Raw genomic sequence first — 18,547 nt, forward strand, 5'->3', positions numbered from 1 at the left:
GATGAGCGACGAGACTGCAAGCGCTCCCCCGCCTGCACGCAGGAGCGCAGGCACGGGTGACCGCGGCGGGGTCGTGCTCGTGACACTCGCCGTCGTCGCTCTGCTCTTCATCGTTCTGCCCCTCGTCGCGCTGCTCGCGCAGGTGCGCTGGGGCAGCCTCCTCGACGACCTCACGACTGCCGGTGCCCGCGAGGCTTTGTGGCTTTCGCTGCGCACCACCGTGACGTCGGCGCTGCTCGCTGCCTTCTTCGGCACTCCGCTCGCCTGGTGGCTCTCCCGCCTGCGTGGCCGCGCCGCCGCCTGGACGCGGGCCGTCGTCACCGTGCCCCTCGTCTTGCCGCCGGTGGTCGCGGGCGTTGCCTTGCTCGACGCGTGGGGGCGCTCGGGGCTGCTCGGACGCGCCGTGACGGCTGTGACGGGCGAGCCGGTGCCCTATTCGTGGGTCCGCGTCGTCATGGCGGAAACGTTCGTCGCGATGCCGTTCTTCGTCCTCGCCGCCGAGGGCGCGTTCCGCGGCCTCGACGCGCGCTGGAGCCGCACCGCCGAAGTGCTCGGCGCCTCCCGCTGGTTCACGCTGCGCCACGTCCTCGTGCCGATGACGCTGCCCGGCCTCCTCGCCGGACTGACGCTCGCGTGGGCACGCGCGTTCGGCGAGTTCGGGGCCACGATCACGTTTGCGGGCAGTTACCCCGGGCGCACTCAGACGGGGCCGCTCGCCGTCTACCAAGCCCTCGACATCAGCCAGGACGCCGCGACGGCGCTCGCGGCGCTCATGCTCGCCCTCTGCGTTGTCCTGCTCGCCCTGCTGCGGGGTCACTGGGTGGGCGCGGGAGGTGAGCGCCGATGACCGGCCTCTCGCTTGCCGGCACCACCCGTCGCGGCAACTTCGTCCTCCACGCTGCGCTCGACGCCGCACCCGGTGAGGTCATCGGCGTTCTCGGGCCGAACGGCAGCGGCAAGACGACGCTGCTCGAGGTGCTCGCCGGACTCACGCCCCTCGCCGAGGGCGCCCTCCACGTCGGCGGCGAGCGTTGGGACGACGGCGCACGGCACCTGCCGCCACGCGCCCGCCGCGTCGGGATGATGACGGCTCGCGGTGACCTGTTCCCCCACCTCAGCGCCCTCGACAACGTCGCGTTCGGGCTGCGGGCCCGCGGGGCCTCGAAAGAGGCTGCGCGAGCAAGAGCGCGTGAAGAACTCAGCCGCGTCGGCCTTGCCGCTGACCTCGCCGGGCGACGTCCGGACGTACTCTCCTCCGGCCAAGCCCAGCGAGTCGCGCTCGCGCGTGCTCTGGCGCTCGACCCGAGCGTCCTCCTGCTCGACGAACCGCTGTCCGCCATCGACGCACGGGGCCGCGACGACCTACGGGCGCTCCTCGGCGAGCGTCTGCGCGACCAACAGGATGTCGTGACCCTTCTCGTCACGCACGACGCCGTCGAAGCGCTCACCCTCGCCGATCGCCTCGTCTTCCTCGACGGCGGTCACCTCAGCGACGGCGGCACGCCGAGCGAGGTCGTACGCCGTCCGCGCAGCCCGTTCGCTGCGCGCCTCGTGGGGCTCAACCTGTGGCGTGGGCACGTCGTCGACGGCGCGACGCTCGTCACCGCTGACGGTGCACGCATCACGGCCGCCGGGGGCGAGCACCCCCCGGCAGGCGTTCTTGAGCACCTCGCCGCATTCGCGCCGAGCTCCGTGTCTCTGTGGCCGAGCCGTCCCGAGGGTTCCCCGCGCAACACGTGGGCGGTGCGCGTCGCGCAGATCGAGCACACCGGCACCTCGGCGCGCGTGCACCTCACGGGGGACGCGGACCTCGTCGCGGACGTGACGCTCGACGCCGTCGCCGACCTCTCACTCGCACCCGGAGTACCCGTCCACGCCACGGTGAAGGCCACCGAGGTGACCCTCTACCACTGAGGTTCGGGCGGGCGTGACGCAGCCCACAAAGCCGCTTCGCCAGTCGATAGGGTTCGAGGCATGAACATCACGCAGAACACCGTCGCCCTCGTCACCGGTGGCGGCTCGGGCCTCGGGGAGGCCACCGCCCGCCGCCTGCACGACGCCGGAGCGGGCGTCGTCATCGTCGACCTGCCCTCGTCGAAGGGCGAAGCACTCGCCGCAGAATTGGGCGAGCGCGCCCGCTTCGTCGCCGCCGACGTACGCGACGAGGCCCAGGTACAGGCCGCTGTCACCGCAGCCACGGAGCTCGGGGAACTCCGCATCACCGTGTCCTGCGCCGGCGTGGCCACGCCGGGCCGCATCCTGGGCCGCAAGGGTGTGCACGCACTCGAGCAGTACAAGACGGTCATCGACATCAACCTCGTCGGCACGTTCAACGTGCTTCGCCTCTGCGCGGAGGCGATGGCGACGAACGAGCCGGTCGACGGCGACCGCGGCGTCGTCGTCATGACGGCCAGCGCGGCCGCCTACGACGGGCAGATCGGCCAGGCCGCCTACGCCTCGAGCAAGGGCGGCGTCGTCGGCCTCACGCTGCCGGCAGCGCGCGACCTCGCCGATCTCGGCGTGCGCGTCATGACGATCGCTCCCGGCACGATGGAGACGCCGATGCTCGCCGGACTCCCAGAGGCTGCACGTGAGGTGCTCGGTCAGGCCGTGCCGCACCCGTCGCGTCTGGGTCGCCCGGACGAGTACGCCTCGCTCGTGGCCCACATCGTCGATAACGGACTGCTCAACGGCGAGGTCATCCGCCTCGACGGGGCTCTGCGGATGCCCCCGAAGTAAGGAAGTCGGAGGCGGCGACTGTCGCGCGCGAACTGGCGGGGCCGTCCGATTCGTGCTGCCAGATGCGCTCCTCGGCGCCCTTGACCACCCGGACGATGACGAGGGCGATGAGGAACAGCGCGACGCCGCCGACGATGTCGAGCACGAAGTGGTTGCCCGTGGCCATGACGTTCCAGTAGGTCATGGCCGGGAACAGCCACGCGAGGCACGCCCACGTCGGACGGGTGTGACGCCACGTGCTCCACAGCGCGTAGGCCACCCACGTCGACCACGCACAGTGCAGGCTGGGCATGGCCGCGTAGAGGTTCGCCGAGCGTGACGGATCGCGCGCGAGCGCTCCCCCGAGGATGTTGTAGACGGCGTTGATGTCGACGATGCCTGCCACGGCGAAGCGCGGGGGCGCCATCGGCAGGAGCCAGAAGACGAGCAGGCTCGGCAGCGTCGTCGCGATGAGCAGGCGCCGCAGTCGCCGGAAACCCCGGGGGTTGAACCACCACACGAGCGCCAACGTGATGGGCACGGTGGCGAGCACCATGCCGTAGTAGTAGCCAGCCGCGATGGCGAGCGGCGGCACTGCGGCGAGGCCCTCGTTGAGCCACAGTTCGACGTCGATGTGGAGCGCCTTCTCCAGATCGAACAGTTCGTGCGCGTGGCGCACGGACTCGATCGGGCCTCCGCGGATGTGCTCCTGCGCGTAGCTGAAGTACTGGAAGAACATCCAGAAGATGAACAGCTCGAGCAGCAGCGCAGGACGCCCACCGACGGGCTTCGCGAGGTTGCGCACCCAGCGCGGTGGGGCGGCGGCGTCCTCGCCGAGCAGGTCGTCGCCCGCAGCGTCGAGGCGCTCGGCGCACGGGGCAGGTGCCTTGGACGACGGACGCTCCGCGCTCACGGGGGCACCTCCTCGTGCCGGGTGACAGATCGCCCGAGTTTATCGGGCGTAGGCACGACGAGCCGCCCGCATCGCTCGATCGGTGCGCCGCGGGCGGCTCGGGCGTGTGCGGAGATCAGCGGCGGTCGGCGAGGGCGTACGACGCGGCCGCGGAGGCTGCGGCGACGCCGAGCACGGCCGGCCACGCTCCGACCTTCTTCGCAAGCGGGTGCGAGGCACCGAAGCCCCCGAGGTAGACGGCACCCAGGGCGGCAGCCTGCGCAGCGCCGGCCTTGGCAACCCAGGTGCGCGCGGCGTACCCACCGGCAAGCGCGAGGACGACCCCGCCGAGCGGGCGGATCTGGGTCTCGCGGGCCGTGAGGTACCCCCCGACGAGGCCGAGCGCTGCGAGGGGTGCGGTCTGGACGTCTGCTGCAGGCTTGAGGTTCATGTCGTCATCGTAGAAAACGACCCTGAGCCGCACCTCGACACCCCCGCGCCCGGGGCAGCCCCCCCACCCAAGGAGCCGCCGAAGAAATGGACACACAAAGAGCCACGCGAGGCGGATTCCGCGAGCTGGAGATGGGACTCGAACCCACAACCACCTGTTTCCCTGCGGGGCTCCTCGGCTGGGTACTGCTGGGACTCGGAATCCCTGTTTTTCCAACGGTATTCGCGTGCATGCGCGGGCCGTCTCGGGCTGGATCGGCCCTTCTCGGGACCACAGAGGAGGCGTGAGGGGTGGCTGGCCGGATCTAGCCGCCGACCCTGTAGCGGAGCAGAGGAGCCTGCCGGAGTGGCCGGGTCAAGGGTGGAAGGAGTCCATCACGCAGTGTCGGGAGCGCCCTTGATGCGGTCCGGAGGTGGGCGGAGAGTGGAGCGGAGGGTCGGAGGCGTGAAGGTGACGTGCGCTCAGAGCGAGTCGTAGAAGTCCTCGTCCAGCCGGAGCAGGGTGGCGACGTAGTCCGTCTGCACGCCGACCCGGTGTTTGAGCATGAGTTCGGCGAGTTCGATGCCGTTGATGGGGATGATGCGCACCCCCACGCGGTCGGCATAGTCGAGGGCCTCACGGGTGAAGGTGCACGTGGCGATGAAGACGCCTCGGTCGGCCTGCTGGCCCTGGAGTGCTCCGACGAAAGCTTGCATGGCGGGACGGCCCACGGTGCGGTCTCGTGAGTAGCGCTTCGCTTGGACGTAGATGCAATCGAGGCCGAGCGGGTCTTGGCTGATGACGCCGTCGATCCCAGCGTCGGCGCTGTCGCCGGTGGACTCGATGTGACCCGCTGTCCCGTATTGCATCGCGCCAAGGACCTTCAGAACGAGGGATTCGAAGTCCTTCGGCGAGAGCTGCGTGACGCGTTCGAGGATCTCGGAGACGAGGGCGCCGTGGACCGTGGCGACGGTGGCGTCGATGATCTCCTTGGGGGTATCCGCGTCTGCTACGACTTCGTCGGTCGTGGTGACGGCGTCGGTCTCGCCCTGGGCGCGGTTGGGCTTGCGGCTGCGACGTCGGAACTCTTGGAACTCGTCGAACTGCGCAAGGTTGGCATTGGAGATTGGCCCGGCCGTTTGGCTCAGGAGTTGGCGACCACGGGGGGTGATCTCGGCGTATCCGCGTCGAGGTCGCGAGACGACTCCGGCCTGCACCAAGTAGGTGATGGCCCAGCCGACTCGATTGGTCACCACCAGCTGGCCGCTGCCGATCTTTTGGGCGCGGTCGGCCTCGCTCATGTGCATGACATCGGCAACCTGGTCGGGAATGGTCCGGAACTGGGTCTCGCCATTCGCTGCGAGGATCTCCAGGACGGGACGCATCATGTCCTCGTAGGTGGGGACCGACACGGTTGGCTCCGTCCGACAGGTGGCTGTGAGGCGGCACTCTAGCAACCGTGGCGTTTAGTGCAGGACGAAAGGGCGGGGCTCCTCACGGGGCTCCGCCCTCGTCTGTGCCGAGCGGGCTCGGCACGGCGGCGGGCCGAAGGCCCGCCGGCTCGCCGGAGGCGCGCTTGAGTTAGTGAAGAAACTCCTCACACTCGCCGGATGGAGTCAGCTAGGCGAGCGCCGCTCACCGTTTGGTCATGCTCGCGCGACCTCCGTCGAAGTCTCGAAACGGGATGGACCACCAAGGGACACATTCGGAACCTTCGCCGCCGAGAGGGCCGAAAATCCTTGCTATTCCGGGCAGAGCTGGAGATGGGACTCGAACCCACAACCACCTGTTTACAAGACAGGTGCGCTACCAATTGCGCCACTCCAGCACGCCACCCTCGCGGGCGACCACGCGATCTTATCGGACCTGCACACGGGTCAGCGGCCGGGCCGAACCCGAGCCCCCGTTCCCCGGTGTTTTTTGCGTGGACCCGTCAGTGAGATGGCGCTACCAAATCGAGCGAAGGTACCCAGGTACGCGAGACGGGCCCCGCCGCTCGAAAGCGGCGGGGCCCGTCAGCCCTGGATCAACCGATCAGTGGTTGTTCAGGTAAGCCTGCAGAGCGCGAACCGTGCGGGCGTTGAGGTAGCTGGCGCCGTCGCGCGAGATGCCGACCTTCGTCTGGAGCGCAGCAACGGTGCGCGGGCCGACAATGCCGTCGGCGTACACGCCGACCTTGCGCTGCAGGGCCTTCTTCGTCTGGACGCCGACAACACCGTCGCGGAACGTGCCGACCCAAGCCTGGAGCTCCCGGGCCGTGCGCGGGCCGAGAACACCGTCGACGGCGAGCTTGCCGCCCTGCGAGTACACGACAGCGGAGCGGGCGGTGGAGCGCGACGTCTGCGTCACGGCCGGAGCGGCCGATGCGCCACCGGTCGCGCGGGTCAGACCGGCGCGAACCGAGCAGACCGGCCATGCGCCGGGGCCCTGCACGCGCAGAACCTTCTCAGCGATCGCGATCTGCTGCTCGCGGGTGGCGAGGTGAGCGGAGGAGGCGTACTGACCGCCGCCGAAGCCCTGCCAGGTCTGCTGCGTGAACTGCAGGCCGCCGTAGAAGCCGTTTCCGTTGGCGATGTGCCAGTTACCGGTCGATTCACAGTGAGCGACGCGGTCCCAGACCGAGGCGGCGGAGGCCGAGGAGGCCTGCGTGAGGCCGGCACCGACGGTGGCGGCACCGGCGAGAGCCACGCCTGCGACCTTGCGGCCGGTGGTGCTTTCGGAAGCAGCGACGTGCTTGGGGGTGTAACCCATGGAGAGTGTCCTTTCCTGACGTACGCCTGTGAGGTGAGCTGTCGGGTTCGGGCAGTCAGGTGCCCGGCCGGCGAGGACCGGCTTCACCCCGAGACGCTCGCCGTGGCGGCGTCGGAAGTGGGTCCCCCACCCTCGTCTTCAGCCCGCGATTTGCGGGGGAACGGCGGTGCCAGACGAGGTTTGGCGTGTGCACCGCCCACTGAATAAGTGGTTGTGTTGAGTTCTCATGTCGCCGTGACGACACGAGAAATACATCGTGCACAGCGAAGGGAACGTTACGGGACGAGAGACCTACGTAACAATCAGGTCGCGGTAACTTCTTGACAGATCAGGCCTTTTGGGCCCGCAATGTGATGCAGATCACACAAAATCAGCGTGTTGTCAGCGCCGGCGGGCTCGTCGACGGCGTACGAGCGGCTTGTCGAGCGGGGCCGAGAGCACGTCGCCGAGCACCAGTCCGGTGCTGATCGCGAGCGCCACTCCGACGGCGCCGAGCATCGTCGTCACACCCACGCCGGACTGGGCCACCTTGGTGGCGCCGATGACCGACCCGGAGACCGACTCGTACATGCCCCGGAAGATCCGCAGGCCCGGCAGCAGCGGCGAGACCGCCGGCATGACGATGACGAGGGCGGGCGCACCGAGGCGCAGCGCCACGAGCCGCGCCGAGAACCCGACGCTGACGGCAGCGACCGCCGTGGCCGTCGTCGCCCCGATCCCGACATAACGCGTCAACAGCGCAACCCCGACGACGCCGAGGGCTCCCGCCGCAGCTGTCGGCAGGAGCATCCGCACGCGGGAGCGCATCGTGACGGCGGCACACGCCGCACCGATGGCACCGCACGCCACCTGCAGGAGCAGGGCCGTGGGCGGCATGTCGAAGCGCAGGGAGCCGGGCGATTGGAGGCTGAGGTCGAGCGCCCGGTCGAGGTTCAGCGTCAGCGCCAGTCCCGCACCGACGCCGACGGTGATTCCCGCGCAGTCCAGGATGACAGTGAGAACACGACCCGACGCCGTGACGGGGTAGCCGGTGACGGCGTCCTCGACCGCGGAGGCCATCTGACGACCGGGCAGGAGCGCGACGATGCCGCCCGAGATGGCATAGGCGAAGTCGGCCGTCGACATCGTGCCGGGCAGGTTGTGGGCAACGAACTCCCCCACGACGCGGCTCTGGTGCGACATGTAGGCGAACCACGCGAGGGCCGTCGAGATGAGACCGCCGGCGGCGGCGCCGTAGAAGGCGGGGACGCCGGCGTTGCTCAGGCGTCGGCCCACTCGGTCGACGAGCACGGCGGAGACGAACGCGACGGCGACGGCCATCCAGCCGCCGCCGAGGATCGTCGCGACGGATGCCGCGAGACCACCGAAGGCAACCGAGACGAGCCACCGCGGGTAGAGGCGCGGCATCCTCTGGATGCGCTTCAGCTTCTTCGTCGCCTCGTCGAGATCCAGGCCACCGGACACGAGCGACTCGACGAACTGGTGCACGGCCATGAGCCGAGAGAAGTCGCGCGTCGAGGAGCGCACGACACGCAACATCGTGAGGGGCTGACGGCCGTTCGTCGACGGGCTCTGCAACAACAAGGACTGGTTCGTGATGTCGACCTCGAGGCGGCGCAGACCCGCGGATGCCGCGACGGCGACGACGCTCGCCTCGACGTCACGCGTGCTCGCGCCACAGCGGAGGAGCAACTCGCCCACACGGGCGGCGATGTCGAGCGCCTTCTGCTGCTCGGTGTCGTCGTCCGGCCCGCCCATGACGTTCGGGTCGCGATAGGGCGTGCGCTTGAGCGCGTCGGCGATGGGCAGCGGCTCGGTGACCGGCTCGCTGCGCAGGAAGCGCATCCGTGGCGGCAACCCCGGGGTCGACGTGCTGGACGAGTCCCTCGAGGGGTTGGGCCCCGTGCTCGACTGATCCCGTCCGTACTGCGCCATGCCTCGAAGAATAGTTCGTGGGCCTCGACCGACCGTGGGCCCGCGCTGTGGGTGGGCTGTGGAACGGGGCCCGAAGCGTCAGCGGATCAGTTGCCGAGGCCGGACGCCGGCAGGTACTCCGCGAGCGGATCGGTGATGCCGCCGGTGAGCGGAACCCAGGAGATGTCGCCGCCTTGCATGAACGAGCCGACGAGCATGAACAGGCCGAGACCGGCGAGCGCGGGCGCCACGATCCTGCCGGCCGACTCCGGGACGAGCGCCCGCACGACCGAACGTGAACCACGGCGATAGCCGACGGACCCGGCGCCGCGCCACATCGTCCACTGACCCGCCACGGCCCCCGCGACGATGGGCAGTGCCCACCACGCCCGTGCGACGCCGTCACCGCGCACCATGGCCCAGCCGATGGCCACGAGCGAACCGACGCACGCGAAGACGAGTGCGGGGAGCACGAGGGCCGCGAGCGTCGAGACGAGAGCGCGCAGCAGATGCCAGGGCGAACTGGCCACGGCGACGGCGCCGTCGCTCTTTCGTCGCCCGGCCTCGTAGCGGCGAAGGACGGTCTGCGTGATCGTCGAGTCGCTGAAACGCGCCGCGACGTTCCACACGATGAGCAGGACGAGTCCGACGACGGGCACCAGCGCGGTGACACCGACCCACAGGAGGAACATCGCCTGGAGCGTGCCCGAGCGGGGAGGCAGGTTGATCCGGGGGTCGTGCTCGCCGGGGCGGCTCTGCGCCTTGACCGCCGCACCCGGGCCGTAGGGGCGGGCCCCGGTTTGTTGCGGAGCCCCGTACGGGTTCTGCTGCGGCGACATCGGGCGGGCCTGCTGCCCCTGGGCGCCGGGCGGCATCTGCTGGTGCTGGCCGTTCGGCTGTCCGAACTGGCCGTACGCACCCGCCCCCTGAGGTGCCTGCTGCTGACGCTGCGAGGCAGGACGCTCGCTGACCGGCGCGACGCGGGTGGCGTCGACCACCGGCATGACCGAGGTGGACGCAGGAGCGGGCGTCGAAGGTGCAGGTGAGCGCACCGGAACGACCGTCGTCGGTTCACCCCGGGCGTAGCGCTCCATCTGCTCGACGACCTCGCGGGCCGAGGGTCGCTCCCCCGGCACGGGGCTGAGTGCGGCCGCGAGCAGCGGCCGGAGACGCGCGTCGACGCCGGTGAGGTTGGCCTGCCCCCGCGTCACGCGGTCGAGGACGGCCGGCATCGGCCCGCGCCCGAAGGGCGGCTCCCCCTGGGCGGCGAAGGCGAGCGTTGCCGCCCACCCCCACCAGTCCGTGGACGTGGAGACCGGGGCGCCCTCGACGAGCTCCGGCGAGAGGTAGCCGGGGGTACCCATGACGAGGCCGGTCGAGGTGAGGCGCGCGTCGTCGGCGATGTGCGCGATGCCGAAGTCGATGAGCACGGGGCGTCGACCCACCATGAGCACGTTGCTCGGCTTGAGGTCGCGGTGGACGACACCTGCGGCGTGGATGGCGCGAATGGCGTCGGCGAGGCTGCGCCCGAGGTCGGCCATCTCCTCCGCGCCCAGGGGACCGCGCTCGTCGACCACCTTGTCGAGGGGGTCACCGGGTACGTACTCGGTGGCGATGTAGGGACGCTCGCCGTGCGGATCGGCGGTGATGACGGCAGCGACGTTGGGGTGGTGGACGCGCTCGAGCGTGTCGACCTCACGCGCGAGACGCGTGCGCGCATCGGGGTCGTAGGCGATGTGCGGGCGAAGAACCTTGACGGCGACCTCACGACGACGCGTGTCGGCGGTGTCGATCGCTCGGTACACGACGCCCATGCCGCCCTCACCGATCTTCTCCGCGATCTCGAAGCGCCCCACCATCCGGTCGTTCCCCTCCGGGCGGCGTGAACTGACGCGGGTGGCCTCGTCGTCACGATCGCGCGGCGGAGCCGCCCGCGTGGCGTCGCCATCCGCTGCTGCTCCCCACGTGGTGCGCTGGGTCGACTCGTCGGCTTCGGCGCGGCGCGGACGGGGCAGACGGTGCCCGCCGCGTCGGGCGTCACCAGCGTTGTCGAGAGGCGTCATGACCCCACCGTAGGGCGCCTCCTTGAACTTCCGCTGTATCGGCGTGCCCGTGTCACGCGGTGGCAACCCGTTCGTCACCGAGGCGCGATAACCTCGAATCACCGGTGATCGAGCGGGAGTTCGTCGCCGGGCGAGCACCAGCGAATACGGGGAGCCAGCAATCCGATGAGCCACACGTACGACTTCGTCGTCGCAGCCAACCGCCTACCCGTCGACCGCGTCACCGGCGAGGACGGAAACGAGGAGTGGCGCCGTTCGCCGGGCGGTCTCGTCACCGCCATGGACGCCGTGATGCGCGGACGTGACGGCGCGTGGGTCGGCTGGGCGGGCGACCCGGGCGAGGCACCCGCCCCCTTCGACGACGCGGGCATGCACCTTCACCCGGTGCCCCTGTCGGAACAGGAGATCGCCGACTACTACGAGGGGCACAGCAACGACACCCTGTGGCCCGTCTACCACGACGTCATCATCACGCCGACGTTCAAGCGCAGCTGGCGTGGTGCCTATCGCGCGGTGAACAAGCGCTTCGCCCAGGCGTGCGCCGACGTCGCCGCCGAGGGCGCCACCGTGTGGGTGCACGACTACCAGCTTCAACTCGTGCCGGAGATGCTGCGCGAACTGCGCCCTGACCTGCGCATCGGGTGGTTCAACCACATTCCCTTCCCCGCCGTCGAGCTGTTCGCACAGCTGCCGGGTCGCGAGGAGATCCTTGAGGGGTTGCTCGGCGCCGACTTCCTGGGTTTCCAGCGCACCGAGGACGCGGGCAACTTCCTGCGTGCGGTGCGCCAGTACCTCGATCTCGATGTGACGGGCGACGTCGTCGACCTCGGCGACCGTGCGGTGCGCGCGACGGCCGTGCCGATCTCGATCGACACCGAGGGCCTGCGTGCGGTGCTCGACACCGACGAGGTCCAGGCCCGAGCCCGCGAGATCCGTGAGCAACTCGGCAACCCCGACAAGATCCTGCTGGGTGTCGACCGCCTCGACTACACGAAGGGCATCCGCCACCGCCTCAAGGCGTTCGGCGAACTGCTCGCCGACGGCCAGCTCGACCCCACGAAGCACAAGCTCATCCAGGTGGCGACACCGAGCCGCGAGCGCGTCAAGGCGTACATGGATCTGCGCGATCAGGTCGAACTCACGGTCGGACGCATCAACGGCGATTTCTCGCGCATCGGTGCGACGGCGCTCACCTACATGCATCAGTCGTTCGACCGCGCCGAGATGGCAGCTATGTTCGCGGCCGCGGACGTCATGCTCGTCACGCCGCTTCGCGACGGCATGAACCTCGTCGCCAAGGAGTACGTCACGTGCTGCCCTGCCGACGGAGCACTCGTGCTCTCGGAGTTCACCGGCGCAGCCACCGAACTGGGTGAGGCGTACATGTGTAACCCCCACGACCTGACCGGCCTCAAGCAGGTCATCATGAAGGCCATCACGGCACCGAGCGACGACCGGGAGCAGCGCATGAGCGCGCTGCGTTCGACGGTCTCGACGGCAACGGTTCAGGAGTGGGCCAAGCACTACCTCGCTGCGCTGCAGGCGGCACCGGCTCGCCCCGAGGACGAGGTCGGGAGCACGGACGCATGAGCCCCTCGTCGCAGCTTCCGGGCGACCTGCGTCAGGCGGTCGAGCGGTTCGCGAAGGAGCCCCGCCTGCTCGTCGCGTCGGACTTCGACGGCGTCCTCGCGCCCCTCGTGCTCGACCCGATGAGCGCTCGGGCGCAGCCGGGAACCATCGAGGCACTGCGCGCACTGGCGGCGTTGCCGGACGTCCACGTGGCCGTGGTCTCGGGGCGCGACCTCGCGACGCTGAGCAAACTCACCGGCCTGTCCGCGGACGACGGCATCGTGCTCGTCGGCAGCCACGGCGGCGAGTCGAGCGAATCCCTGACGGACGGCTCGTCGACACCGTCGTCGGGGCTGGGCGCCGCCGAGCAGGCTGCTCTCGAAGGTGCCACCGAGGCGCTGGAGGCGATCGTCGAGCGCTTCGGTGAGGCGCGCGTCGAGCACAAACCCGCCGGCGTCGTCCTGCACACGCGCGGCATGGACGACGACGAGGCCGCCCGCGCGAGCGCAGCAGCCCTGGCCGTGCCCGACGACGTGCCGGGTGTGCGCGCCATGCGGGGCAAGTCGGTCGTCGAGCTGTCGGTGCTCGACGTGACGAAGGGCAGCGCGCTCGCCGCCCTGGCACAAAAGCTGGGCACCAACGTCACGGCCTACTTCGGTGACGACGTCACGGACGAGACGGTGTTCGAGGCGCTCGACGCGACCGGCGGCCACGTCACCGTCAAGGTCGGCGAGGGCGACACGGCCGCCGCCTATCGCGTCGATTCCTGCGAGGCCATGCCGACCCTGCTCAAGGCACTCCTCGAAGCGAGAGCCACCCGCTGAGGGCATGTGACGCCCTTCACGACGACGATGCGCGCGGACCCGTCGAGGCCCGCACGACGAGCTCGGGTGCGAAGACCATCTCGTGGTGTTCGCTCGCCTGCCCCTTGATCTGCTGCACGAGGATGTCGACGGCACCGGCCGCCAATGCCGCGACGTTCTGACGCACCGTCGTCAGCGGCGGCGCCGTGTGCTCGCACAGCATGGAGCCGTCGTAGCCGACGACCGACAGGTCACCCGGAACGTCGAGGCCCTCGAGGCGTGCGGCGCGAATGGCACCGAGTGCCATGAGATCCGATCCGCAGACGATCGCGCTCACCCCGCGCGCGATGAGCTGCCGCGCGGCGAGTTCACCGCCCTCCAGGGTGAACCAGGTGTGCTCGACGAGCGCCTCGAACCCCTGGGCGGCCGCGACTTCCCGGAAGGCCTGTGTCTTGCGGATCGACGGGATGTAGCGCGCCGGCCCGACGGCCAGGCCGATGCGGTCGTGCCCGAGGCGCCGCAGGTGGTCGACGGCCAGACGGATCGCCGCGCCGTCGTCCGTCGAGAGCGACGGGGCCGGCAGGTCCTCGCGGTGGCCGTTGATGAGCACGAGCGGCAGACCGGCCTCGAGCATCTCGCGCTGGCGCGCCACGGACGCCGTGGTGTCGGCGTGGCGCCCGCTCACCTGGACGATGCCCGCGACGCCTCGCTCGAGCAGCATCGAGAGGTACTCGTCCTCCTGCACGCCGCCCGCGCTCGTCGGGCACAGAACCGCCGTGTACCCCTCCGCGGCGAGTCGGGTCGTCACGGCCTGGGCGAGGGCCGGAAAGATCGGGTTGTCGAGCTCGGGCACGACGAGGCCGATCGCCCCGCTGCCGGCCCGCTGCAAGTTCGACGGGCGTGAATATCCGAGCACGTCGACCGCGGTGAGAACGCTCTGACGCGTCGCTTCGGCAACACCGGACTTGTTGTTGAGCACCCGGCTCACCGTCGCCTGCGACACTCCGGCCGCTTCGGCGATCTCCAACAGCCGTGGTGGTGAGCCCCCGTCATCGTGGGCGTTCGCCATCTCTCCCCCAGAACTCGACGCGTACGACGACCGTACAGTCCCCGTGACCCTCCCTGAGGGTGTGTCTCGCGCTTCGAGGTCGGACGCCGCTGCCGCCGGGGCCGTGAGGCTCTCGGCGGCAGCGGTGGACGACGGAACACTCACTTGACGGAACCCGTGGTGAGTCCTCCGATGAGCTGCTTCTGGAAGGCGAGGTAGAGACCCATGATGGGCAGCGAACACAGGAGCGCACCCGCCGCGAACTGCCCGAACAGCGCGTTGCGCTGCTGACCGAACGTCATGCCGTAGAGGCCGACGCCGAGGGTCTGCTTCGACACGTCCGTGAGGAAGATGCTCGCGAGGAGGAACTCACCGAACAGGCCGACGAACGTCACCATGAACACGGTGACCAGGATGGGCCGCACGAGCGGCAGCGTCAGCGAGAAGAAGACGCGAGCGTGCGAGGCACCGTCGACGTGAGCCGCCTCGTCGAGTTCCTTGGGCACGGTGTCGAAGTAGCCCTTGAGCAGCCACACGTTCGAGCCCATGGCACCACCCATGTAGACGAGGATGAGACCCCACAGCGTGTTGAGCCCGAAGGGCGGCAGCACCTCGCCGATCTTCGTGAAGGTGATGTAGAGCCCGACGAAGGCGAGCAGCGCCGGAAACATCTGCAGCAGCAGGAGGGCCAGCAGCATGGCGCGGCGGCCCTTGAAGCGCAGACGCGAGAACGCGAAGGCCGCGCAAGCACCGATGAACACGCACAGCGTCGAGCCGACGAACGCGATGATGAGCGCGTTCTTGTACCAGGTGACGAACGGGTGCGACTCGTCGGTGAACAGCGCCTTGAAGTTGTCGAGCGAGAAGCCGCTCGGCAGCAGCCCGGTCGAGCTCAGCGTGCCGGACGGATTGAACGCCGCGGACATGAGGAACACGATCGGGAATAGCGCGAACGCGAGCGCCAACAACGCGAGCGCGTGACGCCACCACACGTCCCGGAAGCTTCCGCGGACCACGGGCTTCTTCGTCCTGGCGGCCTTGGTCGTTGCCTCACCGATCGGCTCGACGGGAGCGACCGGCCCGTTGACGGGGCTGACGGACATCAGTTGACCTCCTCGAGGGCCTTGCTGCGCAGGAAGCCGGGGAAGCTCAGCAGCGCGACGATGATGAAGATGACGACGGCGATCGCGGAGGCGAAGCCGAAGTTCGGGCTCGTGCCGTCCATCGCGAGACGGAAGGCGTACGTGATGAGCAGGTCGGTGGAGCCGATCTGTGTGTCGCCCCCGACGAAGGGCGCACCCTTCGTCACGAGGTAAATGAGGCCGAAGTTGTTGAAGTTGAAGGCGAACGACGCGATGAGCAGGGGGCCCACGGCGACGAGGAGCAGCGGCATGGTGATCGAACGCAGCGTCCTGATCGGGCCGGCGCCGTCGATGCGCGCGGCTTCCATGACGTCGCCGGGCAGCGACTGCAGCGCGCCCGTGCACACGACGAACATGTACGGGAAGCCGAGCCACAGGTTGACGAGCAGGATGGCGGCGCGGGCGGCCCACGGGTCGCCCATCCAGTCGATGTGGAGGCCGGTCATCGTGTTGATGAGACCGAACTCCTGGTTGAACATCGAGGCCCACACGAGAGCCGAGACGAACACCGGCACGGCGTACGGGAGGATGAGCAGGCTTCGGTAGATCGCTTTGCCCTTCATCCGGGGGTCGTTGAGCAGCAGGGCGAGGAGCATGCCGAGCACGAACGTCGTGAGCACCGAGAGAATGGCGAAGGCGATGTTCCACGCGAAGATGCCGAGGAAGCCCGAGCGCAGCGTCGGGTTGGTGAACAGGTTCGTGTAGTTCTTGAGCCCGACGTTCTCCTTCCACCCGACGGCGAGCGGCGAGCCTTCACCGTTCTTCGGCTCCCAGCGCGCGTTCTTCGCGACGTAGACGGTGCCGGTGGAGCTGTCGAGGAGTTCGTCCTTGGCCTCGTCGAGACGCAGCGCGGGCTTGCCCTCGAACGCCTGCGTGGCGCCGCTGGCCTTGATGCCGCCTCCGTCGTCGGTGGGCACCGCGAAGGCGCTCAGATCCTTGCGGCGGTTGGCCTCGCCGAGGTTGAGGATGTGGAAGCCCTCGGCCGAGGTGATGCGCCCGAGGCTCATCTCGGTCGCACCCGCGAGCGGCGCGGTGCCCTTGGCGTCACCGACGAGCTTGTTCCCCTTCTCGTCGGCGAGCAGGAAGTACAGGTCGCCCTTCGTGACGTCCTGGCCCTCCTTGACCGCAACCGAGAGGTTGTACGTCGGCGAATCCGGAACCTGCTGCACGGAGTAGGCGATGTTCTGCTTCGTCGCCTCCTCCTTGGAGACGAGGTGGCCCTGGCCGTAGTTCGTGAACGACGTGGCAGCCGTGTAGGCGATCGGCCACACCTGGAGGCCGACGAGCAGCAGCAGCCCTGGCAGCAAGTACTTGGCGGGGACGTTTTTGCGGGTGCCGTAGACGACGAGGACGGCCATCGCGACGAAGGCGACCCCGACGACGGCGAGCGAGTACCCGGCGGACGCGAGCTTCGTCACGAGGTAGAGGCACAGCGCGAGGGCCGCGGCGATGGCCACCCACTTGGTGACGATCGCCCAACGGGCGCTCTTCGCGGGAGGCAGAGCCGCGCTCTGCGTGGGGGCGGCAGGCGTCGCCATGAACGAACTCCAGGGTGTGAGGCGAAGGGGTGAGCGTGCCGTGAGCCGGTGACCGAGGGACGGTCACCGGCTCACGGGAGGAGGAGGCTCAGTTACCGGCCTTGATAGCGGCCTGAATCTCCGACTGTGCCTTGTTGAAACGGGCGTCCGGTGCGGACTTGCCCGAGATGACGTCGGCCAGGGCCTGGCCGAGCGGCTGCCAGACGGCGTTCATCGCGGGGATGTTCGGCATCGGCTTGGCACCCTCGCCGGCAGCTGCCCACTGGGCGACCTGCGGGTCGGTCTTGGCCACGGCGTCGTAGGCGGCCTTGAGTGCCGGCGGACGCTTGCCGACCTCGAAGAGCTGCTTCTGCGCGGCCTCGGTGGTGAGGAAGGACGTCGCGAACGTCTGGGCGACCGTGGCGTTCTTGGCCTTCGATGAGACGTAGAACATCTGGACGCCGAGGAACGGCGTCATCTTGCCGCCGCCTTCGACGGTCGGCATGGCGCTGACGGCGTACTTCACGCCGGCCTTGTCGTAAGTCGGAAGCGACCACGGACCCGTGATGGCGTAGGCGGCCTTTCCGTTCGCGAAGAGGTTGTCGGCGTTCGTCTTGTCGATGTTGGTCGACAAAACCTTCTTCTTGCCGAGCTCGGCAAGAAGGTTCGCGCCCTTGAGCGTCTCCGGCGAGTTCACCATGAGCTTGTTGGCGTCGTAGTCGCCGTTGTCCTTCGTACCGAAGATGCTGCCCTTGAACCCGGAGAGGAACGGGTAGCCGTGGTAGGCGTCGCCGACCTTGCCCATTTCGAGGGCGAGGACGTTGGTGGCCTTCTTCGAGTCGACGGCCTTCTGGCCCGTGGCGATGAGCTCGTCGAGCGTCTTCGGCGCGTCCTTGGCGTAGGCCGTGTTGCGCACGAGGGCCATGTTCTCGACAGCGTAGGGCACGCCGTAGGTCTGGCCGTTGTACTTCGACGCCGTGATGGCGACCGGGTTGAACCCGGCAGCCGTCTGGGCGGAGAGCTGGACGGGAGCGACGGAACCATTGGCGACGAGCTCGCCCATCCAGTCGTGTGCGCCGACGATGATGTCGGGAGCCTGACCGGCCTTGAAGGCGGTGTTGTAGTTGCCGCGCACGTCCGTGGCGGTCTGCACGGAGACCTTGACGCCGTTCTGCTTGGCGAACTCCGAGGCCAGCTTCGCGACGGTCGGGGCAGCGGTACCGTCGGTCCAGATGACGAGGTCGGCGCTGGCGTCGCGCTTCGGGTCCTTCGCGTTGACTGCGCCGGTCGCGGCGGCCGAGCCGGACGCGGACGATCCGGACGACTTCGAGCTGCTCTTGCTCGAGGACGAGTCTCCGCCACCGCAGGCGGACAGCGAGAAGGCGACGACGCCGGCGAGAGCGACGGCAACACTGCGCTTGGTCATAGGTACTCCGTTACGTGAGGAACGCTCTCGGACGAGAACGTGTGGTCCGCTTCACAGTGTGAAGACGTTTTCACTCTTTGCAAAGCGTTTCAGATAACGGTTTCATCACTGCCCTCGCTGGCGTCGGCGCCAGGGGTCGACAGGCCGAACGCAAGCAACCTCGAGCTTCGCGCCACAGAGCATCGCTCGTTTGAGCGCCACGAAAACAAATGTGCGTCGAAGTCTAGGCAGGGACCACCCGCGTCGGGCATGATGTGTGCGTCGTCACATTCCG

At 69.1% G+C, this 18,547-nt stretch carries 15 protein-coding genes, 1 tRNA gene and 1 riboswitch; of the genes, 5 read left to right on the forward strand and 11 right to left on the reverse strand.

Translation table 11 applies throughout. From position 1 onward, the window contains the following. Position 1 precedes the first annotated feature (1 nt). From modB to IM689_RS06200, 3 genes are read left to right on the forward strand one after another with little or no spacing between them, the layout of a single operon-like run. Positions 2-847 (forward strand): molybdate ABC transporter permease subunit, encoded by an 846-nt coding sequence (gene modB / locus IM689_RS06190; RefSeq protein WP_193643321.1) that lies wholly within the window; start codon positions 2-4, stop codon positions 845-847. After that, positions 844-1,914 (forward strand): ABC transporter ATP-binding protein, encoded by a 1,071-nt coding sequence (locus IM689_RS06195; protein ID WP_193643322.1) that lies wholly within the window; start codon positions 844-846, stop codon positions 1,912-1,914. Before modB ends, IM689_RS06195 begins: the two co-directional genes overlap by 4 nt. A gap of 60 nt (positions 1,915-1,974) precedes the next feature. Then, positions 1,975-2,739 (forward strand): SDR family NAD(P)-dependent oxidoreductase, encoded by a 765-nt coding sequence (locus tag IM689_RS06200; RefSeq protein WP_193643323.1) that lies wholly within the window; start codon positions 1,975-1,977, stop codon positions 2,737-2,739. On the opposite strand, the gene IM689_RS06205 is transcribed toward IM689_RS06200, so the two are convergent. The 7 genes from IM689_RS06205 to IM689_RS06235 all read right to left on the reverse strand — a co-directional run bounded on the left by IM689_RS06205 (position 2,699) and on the right by IM689_RS06235 (position 10,768). After that, the gene (locus IM689_RS06205) at positions 2,699-3,631 is read right to left on the reverse strand and encodes a phosphatase PAP2 family protein (RefSeq protein ID WP_193643324.1); all 933 of its coding nucleotides are present in this window, start codon (positions 3,629-3,631) and stop codon (positions 2,699-2,701) included. The two genes, IM689_RS06200 and IM689_RS06205, sit on opposite strands and share 41 nt — an antisense overlap. Before the next feature lie 115 nt (positions 3,632-3,746). Continuing rightward, the gene (locus IM689_RS06210) at positions 3,747-4,061 is read right to left on the reverse strand and encodes a hypothetical protein (RefSeq protein ID WP_193643325.1); all 315 of its coding nucleotides are present in this window, start codon (positions 4,059-4,061) and stop codon (positions 3,747-3,749) included. A 461-nt stretch (positions 4,062-4,522) separates the two neighbouring features. Continuing rightward, positions 4,523-5,452: a restriction endonuclease gene (locus tag IM689_RS06215; protein ID WP_193643326.1), complete on the reverse strand. Its 930-nt coding sequence runs from the start codon at positions 5,450-5,452 to the stop codon at positions 4,523-4,525. Positions 5,453-5,795: 343 nt separating this feature from the next. After that, positions 5,796-5,868: transfer RNA gene (locus IM689_RS06220), tRNA-Thr, on the reverse strand. Between the two features lie 206 nt (positions 5,869-6,074). Beyond that, on the reverse strand, positions 6,075-6,791 hold the full coding sequence (locus IM689_RS06225; RefSeq protein WP_193643327.1) for a transglycosylase family protein: 717 nt from the start codon (positions 6,789-6,791) through the stop codon (positions 6,075-6,077). A gap of 8 nt (positions 6,792-6,799) precedes the next feature. Beyond that, positions 6,800-6,945: riboswitch (cyclic di-AMP (ydaO/yuaA leader) on the reverse strand. A gap of 227 nt (positions 6,946-7,172) precedes the next feature. Beyond that, the gene (locus IM689_RS06230) at positions 7,173-8,726 is read right to left on the reverse strand and encodes a threonine/serine exporter family protein (protein ID WP_193643328.1); all 1,554 of its coding nucleotides are present in this window, start codon (positions 8,724-8,726) and stop codon (positions 7,173-7,175) included. A gap of 86 nt (positions 8,727-8,812) precedes the next feature. Next, entirely contained in the window at positions 8,813-10,768 is a 1,956-nt protein-coding gene (locus IM689_RS06235; RefSeq protein WP_193643329.1) for a serine/threonine-protein kinase, read from the reverse strand. A 165-nt stretch (positions 10,769-10,933) separates the two neighbouring features. Here IM689_RS06235 and IM689_RS06240 point away from each other — a divergent pair, with 165 nt between their 5' ends. Then, positions 10,934-12,358 (forward strand): alpha,alpha-trehalose-phosphate synthase (UDP-forming), encoded by a 1,425-nt coding sequence (locus IM689_RS06240; RefSeq protein ID WP_193643330.1) that lies wholly within the window; start codon positions 10,934-10,936, stop codon positions 12,356-12,358. Continuing rightward, the gene (otsB, locus tag IM689_RS06245; protein WP_193643331.1) at positions 12,355-13,161 is read left to right on the forward strand and encodes a trehalose-phosphatase; all 807 of its coding nucleotides are present in this window, start codon (positions 12,355-12,357) and stop codon (positions 13,159-13,161) included. The genes IM689_RS06240 and otsB overlap by 4 nt, the downstream gene beginning before the upstream one ends. Before the next feature lie 16 nt (positions 13,162-13,177). Here the strand turns inward: otsB and IM689_RS06250 are convergent, their stop codons facing one another. The 4 genes from IM689_RS06250 to IM689_RS06265 form a co-directional block, all read right to left on the reverse strand. Further along, on the reverse strand, positions 13,178-14,209 hold the full coding sequence (locus IM689_RS06250; RefSeq protein WP_193643332.1) for a LacI family DNA-binding transcriptional regulator: 1,032 nt from the start codon (positions 14,207-14,209) through the stop codon (positions 13,178-13,180). A 140-nt stretch (positions 14,210-14,349) separates the two neighbouring features. Then, positions 14,350-15,291 carry a sugar ABC transporter permease gene (locus tag IM689_RS06255; protein WP_193643333.1) on the reverse strand — a complete coding sequence of 314 codons (942 nt, stop codon included), beginning with the start codon at positions 15,289-15,291 and terminating at the stop codon, positions 14,350-14,352. Beyond that, on the reverse strand, positions 15,291-16,868 hold the full coding sequence (locus tag IM689_RS06260; protein WP_193643334.1) for an ABC transporter permease subunit: 1,578 nt from the start codon (positions 16,866-16,868) through the stop codon (positions 15,291-15,293). Before IM689_RS06260 ends, IM689_RS06255 begins: the two co-directional genes overlap by 1 nt. 88 nt (positions 16,869-16,956) lie before the next feature. Further along, positions 16,957-18,273 (reverse strand): sugar ABC transporter substrate-binding protein, encoded by a 1,317-nt coding sequence (locus tag IM689_RS06265; RefSeq protein ID WP_193643335.1) that lies wholly within the window; start codon positions 18,271-18,273, stop codon positions 16,957-16,959. Positions 18,274-18,547 lie beyond the last annotated feature (274 nt).

The sequence above is a fragment of the Dermacoccus barathri genome (assembly GCF_015070805.1).
In the GTDB taxonomy this organism is placed as follows: Bacteria; Actinomycetota; Actinomycetes; order Actinomycetales; family Dermatophilaceae; genus Dermacoccus; species Dermacoccus abyssi.

What these genes read in the sequence shown, in the direction of transcription:
- otsB (WP_193643331.1), top strand. Translation starts at nt 12,355, where the DNA reads ATGAGCCCCTCGTCGCAGCTTCCGGGCGACCTGCGTCAGGCGGTCGAG.
- modB (WP_193643321.1), top strand. Translation starts at nt 2, where the DNA reads ATGAGCGACGAGACTGCAAGCGCTCCCCCGCCTGCACGCAGGAGCGCA.
- IM689_RS06260 (WP_193643334.1), bottom strand. Translation starts at nt 16,868, where the DNA reads ATGGCGACGCCTGCCGCCCCCACGCAGAGCGCGGCTCTGCCTCCCGCG.
- IM689_RS06210 (WP_193643325.1), bottom strand. Translation starts at nt 4,061, where the DNA reads ATGAACCTCAAGCCTGCAGCAGACGTCCAGACCGCACCCCTCGCAGCG.
- IM689_RS06195 (WP_193643322.1), top strand. Translation starts at nt 844, where the DNA reads ATGACCGGCCTCTCGCTTGCCGGCACCACCCGTCGCGGCAACTTCGTC.
- IM689_RS06265 (WP_193643335.1), bottom strand. Translation starts at nt 18,273, where the DNA reads ATGACCAAGCGCAGTGTTGCCGTCGCTCTCGCCGGCGTCGTCGCCTTC.
- IM689_RS06240 (WP_193643330.1), top strand. Translation starts at nt 10,934, where the DNA reads ATGAGCCACACGTACGACTTCGTCGTCGCAGCCAACCGCCTACCCGTC.
- IM689_RS06225 (WP_193643327.1), bottom strand. Translation starts at nt 6,791, where the DNA reads ATGGGTTACACCCCCAAGCACGTCGCTGCTTCCGAAAGCACCACCGGC.
- IM689_RS06255 (WP_193643333.1), bottom strand. Translation starts at nt 15,291, where the DNA reads ATGTCCGTCAGCCCCGTCAACGGGCCGGTCGCTCCCGTCGAGCCGATC.
- IM689_RS06230 (WP_193643328.1), bottom strand. Translation starts at nt 8,726, where the DNA reads ATGGCGCAGTACGGACGGGATCAGTCGAGCACGGGGCCCAACCCCTCG.
- IM689_RS06200 (WP_193643323.1), top strand. Translation starts at nt 1,975, where the DNA reads ATGAACATCACGCAGAACACCGTCGCCCTCGTCACCGGTGGCGGCTCG.
- IM689_RS06250 (WP_193643332.1), bottom strand. Translation starts at nt 14,209, where the DNA reads ATGGCGAACGCCCACGATGACGGGGGCTCACCACCACGGCTGTTGGAG.
- IM689_RS06235 (WP_193643329.1), bottom strand. Translation starts at nt 10,768, where the DNA reads ATGACGCCTCTCGACAACGCTGGTGACGCCCGACGCGGCGGGCACCGT.